The organism is Ruegeria sp. YTSA105, from assembly GCF_059610225.1.
On record NZ_JBXWNE010000004.1, the window covers coordinates 194962 to 211482 of the forward strand.

At 57.2% G+C, this 16521-nt stretch carries 12 protein-coding genes; 9 read left to right on the forward strand and 3 right to left on the reverse strand.

Annotated features, from left to right (window positions below):
• The first annotated feature begins 68 nt into the window (after positions 1-68).
• The 9 genes from AC2FH2_RS07715 (at position 69) to AC2FH2_RS07755 (ending at position 13497) form a co-directional block, all read left to right on the forward strand.
• The gene (locus tag AC2FH2_RS07715) at positions 69-2228 is read left to right on the forward strand and encodes a serine/threonine protein kinase (RefSeq protein WP_496823256.1); all 2160 of its coding nucleotides are present in this window, start codon (positions 69-71) and stop codon (positions 2226-2228) included.
• Between the two features lie 202 nt (positions 2229-2430).
• Entirely contained in the window at positions 2431-3402 is a 972-nt protein-coding gene (locus AC2FH2_RS07720) for an FHA domain-containing protein (protein ID WP_281995082.1), read from the forward strand.
• A 3-nt stretch (positions 3403-3405) separates the two neighbouring features.
• Positions 3406-4194: a PP2C family protein-serine/threonine phosphatase gene (locus AC2FH2_RS07725; RefSeq protein ID WP_281995081.1), complete on the forward strand. Its 789-nt coding sequence runs from the start codon at positions 3406-3408 to the stop codon at positions 4192-4194.
• Between the two features lie 19 nt (positions 4195-4213).
• Positions 4214-5455, forward strand: a complete 1242-nt coding sequence (locus AC2FH2_RS07730; protein WP_496689359.1) for a peptidoglycan-binding protein LysM — start codon at positions 4214-4216, stop codon at positions 5453-5455.
• A gap of 44 nt (positions 5456-5499) precedes the next feature.
• Complete coding sequence (locus tag AC2FH2_RS07735; protein ID WP_271948822.1) at positions 5500-6606, forward strand: transporter substrate-binding domain-containing protein; 1107 nt, start codon at positions 5500-5502, stop codon at positions 6604-6606.
• A 258-nt stretch (positions 6607-6864) separates the two neighbouring features.
• Positions 6865-8343 carry a Y-family DNA polymerase gene (locus AC2FH2_RS07740; protein ID WP_142636239.1) on the forward strand — a complete coding sequence of 493 codons (1479 nt, stop codon included), beginning with the start codon at positions 6865-6867 and terminating at the stop codon, positions 8341-8343.
• On the forward strand, positions 8340-11714 hold the full coding sequence (locus AC2FH2_RS07745; RefSeq protein ID WP_496823257.1) for an error-prone DNA polymerase: 3375 nt from the start codon (positions 8340-8342) through the stop codon (positions 11712-11714). Before AC2FH2_RS07740 ends, AC2FH2_RS07745 begins: the two co-directional genes overlap by 4 nt.
• Before the next feature lie 155 nt (positions 11715-11869).
• Complete coding sequence (locus AC2FH2_RS07750; RefSeq protein WP_496823258.1) at positions 11870-12841, forward strand: ATP-grasp domain-containing protein; 972 nt, start codon at positions 11870-11872, stop codon at positions 12839-12841.
• Positions 12841-13497: an HAD family hydrolase gene (locus AC2FH2_RS07755; RefSeq protein ID WP_496823259.1), complete on the forward strand. Its 657-nt coding sequence runs from the start codon at positions 12841-12843 to the stop codon at positions 13495-13497. Before AC2FH2_RS07750 ends, AC2FH2_RS07755 begins: the two co-directional genes overlap by 1 nt.
• On the opposite strand, the gene AC2FH2_RS07760 is transcribed toward AC2FH2_RS07755, so the two are convergent.
• The 3 genes from AC2FH2_RS07760 to AC2FH2_RS07770 are packed head-to-tail and all read right to left on the reverse strand — an operon-like array spanning position 13472 to position 16521.
• Entirely contained in the window at positions 13472-14590 is a 1119-nt protein-coding gene (locus tag AC2FH2_RS07760; RefSeq protein ID WP_142636233.1) for a glycosyltransferase family 4 protein, read from the reverse strand. The genes AC2FH2_RS07755 and AC2FH2_RS07760 overlap by 26 nt on opposite strands.
• Before the next feature lie 3 nt (positions 14591-14593).
• Positions 14594-15613, reverse strand: a complete 1020-nt coding sequence (locus AC2FH2_RS07765; protein ID WP_185956666.1) for a glycosyltransferase family 2 protein — start codon at positions 15611-15613, stop codon at positions 14594-14596.
• Positions 15574-16521: an NAD-dependent epimerase/dehydratase family protein gene (locus AC2FH2_RS07770; RefSeq protein ID WP_496693743.1), complete on the reverse strand. Its 948-nt coding sequence runs from the start codon at positions 16519-16521 to the stop codon at positions 15574-15576. Before AC2FH2_RS07770 ends, AC2FH2_RS07765 begins: the two co-directional genes overlap by 40 nt.

A 16521-nucleotide genomic window follows, 5' to 3' on the forward strand; every position in this document is an offset into this window, starting at 1 on the left:
TGGTTGTGTGTTTGCGGGCTATTTGCCCAGGTTTTTTGCCGCAAAACGATTAGAACGGGCGGAATGAAATGAGCCATAACCAGGCTGTCGGTGCAACGCACGACGAACCTAAGATTGAAGGACTTGAACCTGGCGCAAAGCTGTTGCGCGGGCAGTATGAGATTCTTCGTTTCCTCAGCAATGGCGGGTTTGGGATTACCTACCTGGCCCGCGACAGCCTAGAGCGCGATGTCGTGATCAAAGAGTGCTATCCGGGCGCTCTGTGCCGTCGGAATGGTGACGCGGTTGAACCCATCAATCCCGACCACAAAGAAGATCTGCGCGCGATCATCGACCTGTTCATTCAGGAAGCGCGCAATCACGCCCGACTGGTTCATCCCAATATCGTTGACGTACATCAGGTCTTTGAAGACAACGACACGGCGTATATCGCTATGGACCTGATCCGGGGTTGCGATCTTCTGGATTATTCCGAGAACCCCGAAAACGACGCTGGCCCGGATTTCATAGTCCAAGTCACCGAGAAAATGCTGTCGGCCGTTTCGTTCATCCACCAAAGCGGAATGCTGCATCGCGATATCTCACCGGACAATATTCTGATTGACCAAAACGGAGACCCGGTCCTCATCGACTTTGGTGCCGCGCGGGAACAGGCAGCCAATCAATCAGCTGCCCTGTTGACTTTGCGGGTTATCAAAGACGGCTATTCCCCGCACGAATTCTATGTACGCGGCGCAGATCAGGGACCCAGCAGCGACCTCTATGTTCTCGCGGCGACGCTTTATCACGCCATCAGTGGCGAACGTCCGATCGACGGGCAAACCCGACTGAATGCCTTCAACAATGGCCAGGATGATCCCTATACGCCCCTCGCAGGTCAGTACAGCGACTATCCCGATGGGTTCCTTGAAGCGATCGACAAAGCGATGGAAGTTCACGCAACAGATCGTCTGCAAACGGCCCTGGATTGGCTGCGGATGTTCCGTGGTCCCGGCGTCATGTTTGACTCGTTCGCCTATCGTCCGGTCTCGGTCATCGTAGCGATGGACCGTAAGGACGAAGTCGAAGAGCAAGCCCGGATCAAAGCCGAAAGTGAAAATGCCGAGGCGGTGGTGACTGCCTTGTTGGCTGGGAACCCTGACATTGCCCTGGGTAATGAGGATAAGTTTGAGGGCGATCTGGCCAAGTTTGCACAAAAAGAAGAGGCCGCGGTTGCGGTCGATACGATCGTCAAGAACGGATCAGGCGGCAGCGGTAAAGTCATCGCAGGCGCTGCTGCGGTGGTGGTTGCCTTGGCTGCAGGCGGATTCGTTTTGTTCAGTGGCAGCGAAGAAACCCCCGAACCGACAGCAGCGCCGGTCCAAGTGACCGAGACAGAGGCACCAGCCTCGGAACAGCCGGAAGAAGCCGTGGAAACGGCGGCACCGGCCGCTGCGGAAGAGGTCGTGGAAACGGCAGAACCGGCCGCTGCGGAAGCTGAAGCACCAGAACAAGAAGTCGCAAGCGTAGAACCTGTTGAGCAGACGGATACCCTCACGGCGCAAAACGCCGAAGCGCTACCTGTCGAGACAGCCCCAGTTGCTGCTGACCCGGTAGAAATCAGCGCTGCTGCTGGCCAACCGGCAGAAACGCAGATTGCGTATTCTCATTGGGATGTGGAAATACCGTTCCAGACCTCGAAACGCCGCGCCTCGACTGGCAGCGTCGTTGTCGTGACCGGCATTGACCCCACGCTGGATACTTCCGTGATCGGAGAATGGGTGCAGCATGGGGCGTCGATTTATACTCTGAACGGAGTGCCGGTCCAGGCAGATGCAAGTTTTGCCGCCCAGATTTTGGATGACCTGAAGGTCGATCCGGATGGGTATATCCGCATCACTGCCCGTTATCGGGAACTCGGAAAAACCCGTGCGCAGAACGGATTGCTGGCCCTGCCCGCCATTCGCATGTTGGGTCTCGAGAATGGTTATGTGTTCACTATCAGAAACAGCAATGGAAACGGCTGGGCAACTGTTGTTGACACTGCACCAGACGCGCCCGCAGCAGGTAGCCTGCGCAAAGGCGATGTACTGATCTCGGAAAATCATACCGGTCAGAACATTACCAACCCTGAAGGGCTGGACGCGCTTTTGCAGCTCCTTGTTTCTGAAAACCAGTCTGAAGCCCGCTTTACAGTTCTGCGCAACGGTACTGAAACGGGTGCGGTTATGCCCCTGGTACAGGAGTAATGATCCGGTCTGATTGTGATCTGCCTGTGTGTGTTTGCTGAGAGTGAAGCGAAAGCCATCACTCTGACGGGGACCGGCCCGTCGCAGAAGGTAAATGAGTTTTTTGTTCCCAATCATCAGTGCCTGTGTACCGAACGTGCAGAGGTGAGTAGCAGCCCCATGGGACGTAGATCCTGTGCCAAGAAACAAAGGTGTCGACACCATGTTTAAATATAAAAGCCCCCTTAGCCGGCTTCTCGAAGGTGCCGGCAAACCTCAAGAGACCGAAACCGAGGAGGTCGCGGCACCTGAGTCTGATAACGCTGAACCGATTGCGGATTTCAACGCACTTCGTAATGCACTGGCAGGCGGCAACACTACCGCTGATAGCTACGATGAAAGCGAAGAACTATTACCCGAAGACAAGATGCCGGAGTTCTCCGAAGCAGAACAAGCCACTGCCGATGAGATTATCGTCGAGGAAGTGGTCGCCGAAGTGCAAAGCGCCACCGAGGTTACAGTTGATGCCGACCCAAAGGACGACGAACCGGTTGTGACACTGCATGTGTCAACCGAAGAACTGACAGCCACGATTGAAGATCCCGCGCCTGAAATGGCGATGGAAGAACCGGTCGTAGACGTAGTCGTCGAGACAGTTGATCCGGAACCAGAAGCGCCTTCTGCCCAAGAGGTCGAGGTACAACCTCAGCCTGCTCCTGCGGCAAAAGAAGACAGACGCAGCCGTGTGAAAACCACCTTCCTGGGCTTCGAGCGCGCGGATACGCATGTTCAGGACCTGATGGAATCGGCCGAGCCGGTGGCTATGGCCAAGACCGAGGCCGCGCAGGCGACATTCCCGGTGGGATGGCTTGTTGTAACTTCCGGCCCCGGCCGCGGTTCCAGCGTTACGTTGACAGAAGGCCTGATGCAGATTGGGCGTAATGATGATCAGGCGATCCAGCTGGACTTTGGCGACACTGGGATTTCCCGCAGCAACCATGCGGTAATTGCCTATGACCCGGAAGACCGCAAATGCTATTTGGGCCATGGCGGCAAGGCCAATCTGGTGCGCCTGAACGGCAAACCCGTTCTCAGCACGGTTCCACTCTCCACTGGCGATCTTATCCGGATCAGTGAAACCTCAATCCGTTTTGCAGCCTTCTGCGATGACGGCTTTGATTGGCGGGATGCTTAATTGATGCTGGCGACCCCGGCATATGATCTTGCGCTGATCCTGGATCAGGGTCAGCGCGACACGCAGGAAGACGCGGTCGCGTCGCGTATGTTCGACGCGGCGGATGCGGGCTATGTCATCGTCGCGGACGGAATGGGTGGGCATGCGGCAGGAGAAGTGGCATCTGAACTGGTAGTCAAAGCCTGGCGCGATGCACTGGATACCGAACTTGAAGCAGACGCTCCGGCTGAGACTGCGCTGATCGACGCCTTACCCTTGGCAGCCATGCAGGCAAATGCCGCGATTTCGACTTACTGCGAGGAGCAGGGTGAAGATTTCAACATGGGATCAACCATGTTGGGAGTTTTGCTGCTGGAAAAGCGCGTCTTCTGGATTTCGATTGGCGACAGCCCCCTTTATCTCTATCGCGACCGTACCCTCAGCCAAATCAACGAAGACCATTCGATGGCTCCGATGATTGATGCTCAGGTTGCTGCAGGTACCCTTACGCCAGACCAGGCGTCGTCTCACCCCGACCGAAACCAACTGACTTCGGTGATAATGGGCGCCGCAATTCCCAAGGTCGATTGCCCGGAAGAACCATTGGGTCTTAGCACCGCGGATGTGCTGATCGTGGGAAGTGATGGGCTGCAATATCTGAGCAACACAGAAATTCAGGCAATTCTTGAGGAAAACGAAGATGCGCTGGCTCAAGATATTGCGGATGCGCTGTTGCGGGCACTGAGAACCAGGAACGACCCGGATCAAGACAATACGTCGATTGGCGTCATCAAACTCAGAAGAAACGACTAGAGGCAAAGCAACCGGACCAATGAAACTCCATCTGATCATATCCAGCCTGGCACTAGCTGCCGCGACGGGCGCTGCTTCGGCACAAGAAGCATGCTCAACCTATGAAATCCAGCGAGGCGACAGCCTGCGGGAACTGACCATCGCAGTCTATTCGACCGAAGATTTTCGGATCATCTTCGAGGCAAACCGCGATGTAATCGGAAATAATCCCAATGTCATCCGCGTCGGCGACGTTTTGACCCTGCCGTGTTTGGAAGATATCGGGCGCGCGGCTGCCGTGCCGCAGACAGAGGCCGAAGCAATGGCCGCCGAAATGGCCGCCGAACTTGTCAAGGCTGCGGAAGATCGCGCTGCCAAAGCTATCGCCGAAGCCGAGTCCCGCGTGGCCGAAGCCAAAGCAGAGGCGGTCATCGCCGCCAAGGCTGCGGCCAAGGATGAGATCGAGGCCGCGCGTGCTGAAGGTGCTGCCCTAATCCGCAATGCAGGTACCGGTGAACGTCCTGAAATCCGGGACCGTCAGTTGATTTTGATCACTGGCGGCAACTATTCCCCGTTCACGGATGAAGCTCTGCCGCATCGTGGTCTATATACAAATCTTGTTGAAACCGCGATGTTGCGCGCAGCGCCGGAACAGTCCTACAAGATCCAGTTCGTCAATGACTGGTCTTCACATCTGGATCTGTTGATGCCGACGCTGGCATTTGACGCAACCTTCCCGTGGTCGCGTCCAGATTGTGACGACGCAGATGCACTGTCTGAAAATGACCGTTCACGTTGTGAAACCTACAATTTCTCAAACCCGTTCTATGAAGTTGTGGACACGTTCTTTGCTCGCGAAGGTTCGGGCTATGAAGAGACCCTGACATATGCGGATTTTGCCGGTGCAACCATCTGCCGACCCGAGGGCTGGTCTCTGTCGCATATGGATGCGGTGGGGCTGTACGAGCCCGCGATCACGATACTGCGCCCGGTTTCGCCGGATGAATGTTTCCATGCATTGATGGATGGAACCGCCGACATCGCCGCAATTGAGGCCCATCTGGCCGTCGAGGCAATCGGTCGGCTGGGTTACGAGCATCGCATTGTAGAAAACCCCAACTTGGCAGCGATCAAGTCTCTTAACATCATGACTCACAAGGATAATCCTGATGGAGAAGCGATCCTTGAAACGCTTAATCAGGGTCTGGCGATCATGCAGCAATCAGGAGAGTGGCGCGACATCGTCTCAACCGCTCTGCGTTATCAAATGGAAAATGGCTAAGGCCCTTATTGGCCTAAACTCAAAAAAGTCTGGAGGAAGTGGACATGTATAAATTTAACCTGAAGAAAGTCGTGATTTCGGCCACCGCCGTCACCGCCCTGAGCGCCGGAGCTGCCGCAGCACAGGAAGCCTGTAGCAACTATACCGTCGCGGATGGTGACACGATGGCGACCATCGCCATCGCGGCTTATGGCACCTCGAACTATCAGCCGATCTTCAACGCCAACCGCAACATCATCACCAACCCAAACGCGCTGGCGCCTGGATTGGTTCTGTCCCTGCCCTGTGAAGACGGTAGTCTGCCGAATGGCCAGTCAGCACAGGAACTGATCGCAGCAGAAGAAAAGCGTGCGGCCAGTGTGAAACGTTCGAACGTCTACGCCCCGCCAATCAAGCTGGTAGCGGGTAACGGATGGGAGCCATTCACGACCGAAAGTCTGAGTGGTGGTGGGATCATGACCCGCCTGGCGACCACAAGTCTTCAGCGTGCCGGCAACAGCCGTGATTTCTCGGTCAGCTTTGTCGACGACTGGACTTCGCATTTGGAAACTCTCTTGCCGCTCGGCGCATTCGACATCTCGATCGCCTGGACAGTTCCAGATTGTACAAACCACACCTATGAGTGGTCTGCAGCGACTGAATCCCGGTGCAACGAGTTTGTTGCTTCGGTTCCGGTCTATGACATCGTCGGCGGCTTCTTCACTCTGCCGGAAAGCGAATACTCACAAGCGACGGCCTTCGAAGACCTCAAAGGTGCAACCCTGTGCCGTATGGACGGCTGGAGCATGGTTGTACTTGAAGAAGTCGGCTTGAATTCCGAGAACCTGACGTTGGTTCACCCCAGCTCGGCCCGCGAGTGTCTGGATGCCGTTTTGACCGGCTCAGCCGATGTGGCCGCGTTCGAAGTCGATCTTTTCGCTGCAACCATGAAGGACATGGGCCTGACCTCGGAAGATATCGTAGAAAACCCCTATGTTTCCACGCTGTCCTCGATGAGCTTCCTTGCGCACCGCACCAACCCGTTTGCACGCGAATACATCGCTATGGTCAACAAGGGCCTGAACGAAATGCGTGAATCCGGCGAATGGTACGCGATCATTTCGGACACGCTGCGTGAACAGAACGAAAAGCTGAACGCCGCGTCAAACTAATACCGATACATATGAACAGTCGCAGGGCCGGTCTTTGGACCGGCCCTGTCTTTTTTCAAGATCCGAAGATTTTTGCGACAGGAATGAGAGTCCGAGTAATGGCTGCCGCGGTTTGATGCCTAAAAGGGCCGCCTTTCCCTTCGAAGCCGAAACAACTTGATCCCGGTGGCACTATCTGCCGGCGTTTGATCCAAAAGACTCGACTCTGTAAAAGCGGAAGCATAAAAAGAACAAATCAAGAACATATTGGTATCTGGCATGTTCGATGGAATGCAGCGTCGCGTCGTTTCATTGTGGTTTCCTCGGTTGGCAAGCGACCGGGTTCTGCGTCGACGCCTGGTGAATGGGCCCTTTGTCCTGACGCTCAAACAACAGAATGCCAATCGTATTTATTGTCTGAACGCTCAGGCTGCGGAACAGGGGCTGCATCAGGGCATGTCCTATGCGGATGCGCGCGCCTTTTGCCCCGCTTTGCAAAGCTGCACAGCCGATCCTCAGGCCGATATGCGTTTCCTGCACATCCTGCGTCGCTGGGCAACGCGCTATTGCCCCTGGGTGGGGATGGAAGGCGAGGATGGGCTGGTGCTTGACGTCACCGGGTCAGCCCATCTCTTTGGCGGCGAAGAGGCGATGTTGGCTGATATGCGCGGACGGTTTGCGCGCGCAGGGCTCTGGGTGCAGATCGGGTTGGGGGATACGCGCGGTGCGGCTTGGGCGCTTGCCCGTTATAACGAGGGGGTCGCAGCCTCTGGCAATATGCTGACGGCCCTAAAGTCGCTGCCGGTGGCGGCCTTGCGTCTGGATGAGAAGACCTCGGTCGCCTTACAGCGCATGGGCCTGCGCAAAATTGGTACATTGGCGGCAGCACCGCGCGCACCGCTGACACGGCGTTTTGGTCCCGGTCTGCTGCTCAGGCTGGATCAGGCTCTGGGCGCGCAACCCGAAGCAATCACGCCGCTGTCCGATCCCCCCCATTACGCGGTGCGCATGACCCTGCCGGACTCCATCGGATTACTGTCGGACGTGATGGCTGGTACCGAACGGCTGTTGGCCCAGCTCTGCACCAAGCTGAAGGCGCAAGAGATGGGCGCCCGGAAACTTTGCATGACATTGCGTCGGGTGGACCAGGACTGCCAGCAGGTTGAACTGCGTCTGGCCCGACCTCTGCGCGATCCTCAGCGTATCCTGTCTTTGTTCGAACGCGGTTTGGGGGAAATAGATGCCGGTTTTGGCATTGATCAAATGCGGTTGGAGGCCACCGGGGTTGAAGCGCTGCCAGTACAACAAATCAGCCATGTGTCGGACCACAGCAAGAGCCGGCTGGATGACCTGATCACCCGGCTGGGCACCCGGGTCGGGCTTGAAAACATACAGCGTTTCCTACCTGCGGACAGCCATATTCCCGAACACAGTTTCATCATCGCGGCCGCCGCCTATTCCAACCCCTCCAGCGGCTGGAGCATCCTGAACCCACGCCCGCTCTACCTGTTTCCACCCGAACCTATTGCGGCAACCGGCCCGCATCCGCCCGCGCGGTTCCGCTGGAGACGTATGTCCCTGACAACCGGCCATGCCACGGGCCCCGAACGCATCGCGCCCGAGTGGTGGCATCAGGATGAAAGCTGGCGGTCCGGTCTGCGGGATTACTGGCGAGTGGAAACCACGCAGGGGCGCAGGCTCTGGCTGTTTTACACGCCTCAGAATCCGGGCTGGTTTGTACAGGGAGAGTTCGCATGATCGCCGCAAACCGCCCGATAGACGCCCTGCATCGCCACATGCCAAAACCCCATGCACAGGGGCTGGGGTATGCCGAACTGTGCGTCACCACGAATTTCACCTTTCTGACCGGGGCCTCCCACCCCGAAGAGCTTGTCCTGCGCGCCGCCGAGCTGGGATTGTCGGCAATAGCCATCACGGATCACAATTCATTGGCAGGGGTTGTGCGCGCATGGTCGGCACTGCGAGAGCTTAAGCGGCAGACCAAACAGCCCCTTCAAATCAGATCCGAACATCGTGTTGATGCCTCTTCCCGGCAGGAGGTTGGCCACAGGCAGGCGCTTGCGAAACCGGACTGCACTGTTCTGCCTAAACTGATTACCGGCTGCCGGCTGCTGCTGCGCGACAGTGCGGTAGATTGGGTGGCGTTGCCCTGTGATCTGGCAGCCTACAAACGCTTGGCCCGCCTGCTGACTCTGGGCAAACGGCGTACAGATAAGGGCGATTGCGAGCTCTATACGCAAGACATGCTGACGGCCTGCAAGGGCATGATCCTGATCGCCCTGCCCCAGACCACCCTGTCAGAGGCCGCATCAGATATTCAGTCCGTGCGACGGCGCTTTCCCAATCATGTTTTTCTGGGCGCTGTTCCGCGCTATGACGGCAGCGATCAGGCCTATCTGGCCGAATGCGCCCAACTGGCCCAGAAAAGCTGCGCCCCCATGGTGGCGGTCGGGGATGTTCTGATGCACCGCGCCCACCGCAAGCAACTGGCCGATATCCTGACCTGCATGCGTGAAAACATCACGATTGATCAGATCGGCACCCGCGCATTCCCCAATGCCGAACGCCGCCTCAAATCCGGCCAGGATCTGGTCCGGCTGTTCCGCCATCACCCCAGCGCCTTGCGGCGCACGATGGAGATTGCCGACAGGTGCAGCTTTGATCTGGCGGAGCTTTCGTATGAATACCCCGATGAGATTGCAAGCGGGGAACATCCGCAAACGCGTCTGGAACGTCTGGCACACGAAGGGTTGCAGCGCCGGTACCCCGAAGGGCCGCCCGACACGGTGGTCGGGCTGATGCGCAAGGAACTGGCGGTGGTCGCGGATCTGCAGTTTCCCGCTTATTTCCTGACTGTACATGACATCGTACAATATGCCCGGTCGCAGGGCATTCTGTGTCAGGGGCGCGGGTCCGCGGCCAATTCGGTGCTCTGTTACCTCTTGGGCATCACGGATGTCAGCCCCGACCAGATCGCCATGGTCTTTGAGCGATTCGTGTCCAGATACCGGGGCGAGCCGCCGGATATTGATGTCGATTTCGAGCATGAGCGGCGTGAGGAGGTGATCCAGTGGATTTACGAGAAATATGGCCGCGAACGTGCTGGTCTTTGCGCAACTGTCATCCATTTCCGCACCCGTGCAGCCATTCGCGAGGTGGGCAAGGTCATGGGGCTGTCGCAGGATGTGACCGCTGGGCTGTCGAGCCAGATCTGGGGCATGAGCAATGGCGGCGTTGATCTGGACCGTATTCGCGAGCTGGGGCTGGACCTCAGCGACCGGCGCCTCATGCAAACCATTCATCTGATTGGCGAAATCATCGGCTTTCCCCGCCATCTGTCCCAGCATGTTGGTGGTTTTGTGATCACCAAAGGACGCCTGGACGAGCTTTGCCCGATTGAAAATGCCGCAATGGAAAACCGCACCGTCATCTGCTGGGACAAAGATGATATTGATGCTCTGAACATCCTGAAAGTCGATGTGCTGGGGCTTGGTATGCTCAGTTGTCTGCGCAAATCCTTTGGCCTGCTGCAACAGCATGAAGGCCAGACCCTGAGCATCGCCAAGGTGCCTCAGGACGACACCGCCACATATGACATGCTCTGCCGGGCGGATGCGATCGGCGTCTTTCAGGTCGAAAGTCGGGCGCAGATGAATTTCCTGCCCCGGATGCGCCCCCGCGAGCTTTATGACCTGATAATCGAAGTTGCCATTGTGCGCCCTGGCCCCATTCAAGGGGATATGGTGAAGCCCTATATCCGGCGACGCAATGGGCTGGAAAACCCCGAACCCTTTGGCCCGAAACTGGAACAGGTGACAGCGCGCACATTGGGCGTCCCCCTGTTTCAGGAACAGGCCATGCAGATTGCCGTGGTCGGGGCCGGATTCACGGCGGAAGAGGCCGACCATCTGCGCCGCTCATTGGCTACGTTCCGGCGAATGGGCACAATCGGCACATTCCGGGATAAATTCATCAATGGGATGCTGGGCAACGGCTATGACATCAAAGTAGCTGAGCAGTGTTTTTCCCAGATCGAAGGCTTTGCCGATTACGGGTTCCCGGAAAGCCATGCGGCGGCCTTTGCCATGCTTGCCTATGTCTCGGCCTGGCTGAAACGCCATCACCCGGCGATCTTTGCCTGCGCGCTTTTGAACTCTCAACCCATGGGGTTTTACGCGCCCGCTCAGATCGTGCGCGACGCCCGCGAGCATGGGGTCGAAATCCGCCCTATCTGCGTCAATCATTCCGAGTGGGACAATATACTGGAACGCCGCCCCGATGGCGCGCTGGCGCTGCGGCTGGGATTCCGCCAGATCAAGGGGTTCAGGGAAGAAGACGCCGGCTGGATTGAGGCCGCCCGCGGCAATGGCTATCAGGATCCAGAGGCGCTGTGGCTGCGTGCGGGGCTGCGGCCTGATGTACTAACGCGCCTGGCCGAGGCAGACGCTTTTTCCGATATGGGGCTGACCCGGCGCGATGCACTCTGGCAGGTCAAAGCCATTCAAAGCCCCAAACCTCTGCCCTTGTTCAATGATCCGATTGACGGGGAAACGGTTCACGAACCCCCGGTCAACCTGCCCGCCATGCAGCTGGGCGAAGAGGTGGTCGAGGATTATGTTGCCACCCGCCTGACCCTGCGGGCCCACCCGATGGAACTGCTGCGCCCCTCTCTGTCAGGGCTGACCACACATGTCGCCTTGCTAGAGGTGCCCCTGGGGCGGCACAGCGTTTGTGGTCTGGTTATCACCCGTCAGCGGCCGGGCACGGCGTCGGGCATAATTTTCCTGACGCTAGAGGATGAAACCGGGGTCAGCAATGTGGTGGTCTGGCCCAAGGTTTATGAGCGTTTCCGCCGGGCCGTGATGGGCGGGCGCCTGCTGCGGATCACAGGGTATCTGCAGCGTGAAGGGATTATCGTGCACCTGATCGCCCAGGACGTTCAGGACATGTCACATAAGCTTTCCGAATTGGGGCACCCGCAACCAGAGGTCCTAAGCACCGAAGGGTCCCGCACTGATGATACACCGAAGAAATCCCGCTATCCTGCCAGGGCAATGCACCCACGGGATCAGGCAAAGCGGCTGTTTCCAAGCCGGGATTTTCATTGAACCGCACTGCTGCATATCTCTGGCAGGGTCCGCACTGTCGGATTGCCGCAACTCAAAACAATATTGAGGCAAACTCACCCCTACCCCGTTCACAGGGCAAGACACCCTGTGCTAGGTTAAGCACGTATAATTGTTTATGAATTGGTGAGTTTCCGATGGCGCGAAAATGTCTGGCAATCCTGATTACGTCGGCGGGTCGCCGTGTTGGCCTGCTGCAATGCTTCAGGGCGGCTGCGGATCGTCTGGATATAGATCTGACCATCATCGCCTGCGACCTGAACCCAGATGAAAGCGCGGCCTGTGCACTGGCCGATCACGCCGCCGCCGTGCCGCGATGTGACAGCCCCGATTATGCAACCTCGATCCTTGAGATTGTGCGTCAACACGGGGTCAGCTTGGTGATCCCCACAATCGACCCGGAACTGATGCCCCTGGCACAGGCCGCACCCGCCTTTGCCAATCTGGGCGCGCGAGTCCATGTCTCGCCGGTGAACGTGATCGAGGTTGTCCGGGACAAGCGCCTGACAATCCAGAAACTGTCCGAAGCCGGGGTTCCAGTTCCGCGCACATTGGATCATCAGGAATTGCTAGAGCGGCCACAGGACATCAGTTGGCCCATCTTTGCAAAGCCAAGTGGCGGCAGTGCAAGCCGGGGGCTGGACGTATTCGAAACCCTCGCTGATGTCCCCTCTGAATTCCCCGAACCGATGATCTTTCAGGACAAGCTGAACGGACCGGAATACACAATCAACATGTTTGTCGATGCCTCGGGTCAGCTCTGCACGGTGATCCCGCATCTGCGCATACAGATCCGCGCCGGTGAGGTTGAAAAGGGTGAAACCAGGCGACGCAATGATCTGCAAACCATCGCCGAAGGCATTGCACAGGCCCTGCCCGATCTGCGCGGTGTCGCCTGTTTTCAGATCATCGATGACCCAGAACATGGCCCCGCAGTGCTTGAGATCAATGCGCGTTTCGGGGGTGGCTACCCTCTGGCCGATCATGCGGGCGCACAGTTCGCACAGTGGCTTTTGGAAGAGGTTGCCGAATTACCGTCAACCGCCAATAACAACTGGCGCGATGGTGTGAAAATGATGCGATATGACAGTGCGGTGTATCAGGGCTGATGCTGGTATTTGATCTGGACGACACCCTGTATCTGGAGCGAGATTTTGCCTTTAGCGGCTATAACTGGCTGAACGGTTGGGTCCACGAAAAAACCGGCGCTGAAGGGTTCGGGCAACACTGTCAGGCCGCGTACAATGCGGGGGAAAGACGACGCATATTCAATGTGGCTTGCGCGCAGACCGGCCTTGATGCGACCGATTCTTTCATACAGGACCTGATCAGCAAATACCGATCACACCCGCCCCTCATTTCGCTGTGCGAAGACGCCGAGCGGTTTTTGACAAACGCAGATCAGCCGATGGGGTTGATCACCGACGGGCCCGAAAAGATGCAGCGCAACAAGATCGCCGCGCTGGATCTGGACCGCTTTATTGCGCATATCCGCCCGACCGGCGCCTGGCCGGATGGCTACGGGAAACCGCATCCCCGCGCCTATGAAGAGATGGAATTGGCCGCGCAAAACCCGCGCAGAATGGTCTATGTCGCGGACAATCCGGCCAAGGATTTTATCACCCCGAATGCCCGAGGCTGGCGGACGGTTCAAATCCTCCGGCCCGGAGCGGTTCATGATCCTATTCCACCCAGTACCCAGCATACCGCATATGCCACGGTCACCAGCTTAGACCAGCTTACAGAAGTTCTGTCAGACCTTTAGCCGTGCCGGCTTTGGCAGCAACTCCGATTTGCACATTGGCAATCAAAGAATCCCAGTCCGACAGGACGTGCTGCGGTTCCAGCCATTCCCTGTTATGGCGCGCATTCTGACGCATTTTATGCAGTAAGGCATCATCCTTTGACAGGCTGAAAATCGCCTTGGTCAGACCGGCAACATCCTCGGCCGGAACAAGCAATCCGTTTTCCCTGTCGCGGATCAATTCCCGTGGCCCATAGGCGCAATCGAACGATATGACCGGCAGACCTGTGACCGTGGCCTCGGCAACTACATTCGGGAACCCTTCAAAGCGAGACGGGAATACAAGAATATCCGCGTCTTGCATCCAGTCTCCGGGTTTTGGGCTGGCGCCGGGCAATGATACTACATCCGATAAATTCGCAGCAGAGATCTGCTGTTCCAACGCGTCGCGCTCTGGGCCCTCGCCAAAGATCGTCAACCGGATGTCTGGGTTGTCGCGCAGCACTTCGGGCATTGCCCGCAGCAGCATATCGAACCCCTTTTGACGATCCAAACGCCCGACAGCCACAAGCCGGGTCTGTCCGGACCCGATGTGGATCCCCCCCAGCGGAGCACATGGATTGGGGATTACACTGGCCTTTGGGATCAGGTCCGCAGGCAAATCCAAACGCGCACGTTCGGTCTGCATGACAATTCCGGACGCCCCCCGCGCAAGCCTGTTCACCGCTTTCAGCCACATGGGATTTCCGCTTTGGACCAGTGGATTGTTCCGCTCGGAAATTACAACCGGCACCCCGGTTCCACGCGCGGCCAACATGGTCAGCACATTCACCTTGGTCAGAAACGAGATGATCAGATCGGGACGCACAGCCCGGATGACCTTGCGAATATGCAAGTAGCGCCGTGCCTGCGTCAGTCGCCGCGAAATCTTTAGCGGCTGAATCATGTGCAAATGCGCGCACTCAGGATAGGCGAAGTAGGAACCAGAATCCTCTGTCGCCATCCCGGCGACGTGAACCTCGTCCCCGGCCGAGATCCGATGCGCGGCGATCATTGCGGCGATCTTTTCCGCACCGCCTGCTCCGAACCCAGCTTGCACCAATAATAGTTTCATTTTTCACTCAGCGGCGCTTTTTACACGATCAGCTTGCTGTACCAGATCCAGAGTTTCCGGACGGTTCAACTCTTGTTCGACAATGGGTCGGTTCAAGTCTTTGGACTGCAGGAAAATCCGCCCAATATATTCGCCCATTATTCCCAGGAACATCGCATTCAAGGTCATAGACAGCAGCAACAGGATGGTGGTCGTGGCAAAACCGCCCGGCCAGTTCTGGCCAAAGAACAGCTTGCCGATCACATATCCGATCATCAGCAAAAACGTCCCTGTGCCAACCGTCAGACTGATCATCGAGGCAAGGCGCAAGGGCAGAAGCGAGTGGTTGATCAACCCGTCGACAGCAAGCGACAGCATGGCCCGAAACGGAAATTTCGACTCGCCAGCGGTGCGCGCATTGCGATCATATTCAAAGCCGATCTGGCGGAAACCCATCCCACTGATTAACCCGCGAACATAAGGAGAGCGATCATCGACCCGGCGCAGCTCGTCCAGAATACGCCGGTCAGTCAGCCGAAACTCGCCCGCATTTCTCGGCAAATCATCATTGCTGATCATGTCGATCAACGCATAAAAGCCGCGCCGCGCGGCAGCGACGATGGGGCCGTCCGGCAGGCTACGGCGAATGCCGTAAACCACGTGATATCCCTGCCGCCAGGTATCCAGCATCTGCGGGATCAGCTCGGGCGGGTCCTGCATGTCGCAATCCAGTTGGATCGAACAGGCCCCGTTTGCGGATCGATAGGCCGTCAGAACTGATGACTGATATCCCATATTGCGGGCAAACCGGATAACCCGGACACGGGGATCAGCAGCAGCAATATCCGACAGGATTTCAAATGTACGATCCGTGGAATGGTTGTCAGTGAAAATGATCTCGGGCTCATAAGAGGGCAGATCGTCAAACACCTTGGTCACACGTTCATAGGCCGTGCGAACGTTATCTTCTTCGTTCAAAGCGGGGATCAGGATTGAAACCAAAGTCACGCGTTCATCTCCGCTTGTTGTGACTGTTTTGTCCATTGAACCGTCCTTTCAAGGCCTTCACGCAAAGCGATTTTTGCCGACCAGCCATAACGTTCCGCCATCTGTGAAGGATCCGAAACCAACAATATCGGGTCATCCTTCGGCGGCGCAGAGGAAACCATATCCGGAGCTGCTCCGGTCAACACCTGCAACTCTCTTGCGACCGCGGCCATATCCGGAGCATCGCCGGTGACAACATTAATGACCGACCCCGCCTTGTCCGGCGCGTCAGCAATCAGAAGCAGCGCTTCGACTATGTCGTCAATATGTATCAGATCACGCCGATCATGTGGACGATGAAGGAAAACCGGGGCTTTCCGCAACAGGCGGCCAATGGCATGGGGTATGAAGAAGTCTTCTGACTGTCCGGGACCATAGGTCAGCGCCAACCGAGCCGTAACAGCCTTGAACGGCAGCCGGGGCTGAGCCATTTCAATATAGTGCGTTCCGGCCACCAGAGAGGCGCCATAGGAATTTCGCGGGTTCTCTCGCGAAGTTTCGACATAGGGCAGCTTGATATCACCATATTCCGCAATGGATCCGGTGCGCACAAACGCATTGGGCGGCTGATCACAGATGGCCAAAGCCGACAGGATCGCAACCAGCGTCGAGAGATTTTGCAAAATACTGGCATTCAGATCTGCCAGGTCATCAGTCTCGGCAAATTTTGTCTGCGCGGCGGTGTGCAGAACTACCTGGGGTCGGAACGCATTCGCGACGCGTTTGATCGCGGCAACATCCGAATACCCATCGGTGAAAAAGCGGATTCCCGAAGCACCTTGCAAACGGTCCAGAGAGGAACCCGGCCGCGTAAGCACAGCGACCTCATCGCCCCGGGCCAAACAGGCCCGAGCCAGATGAGAGCCGATGAATCCGCTGGCTCCGGTGATCAGTACGCGCGTCAT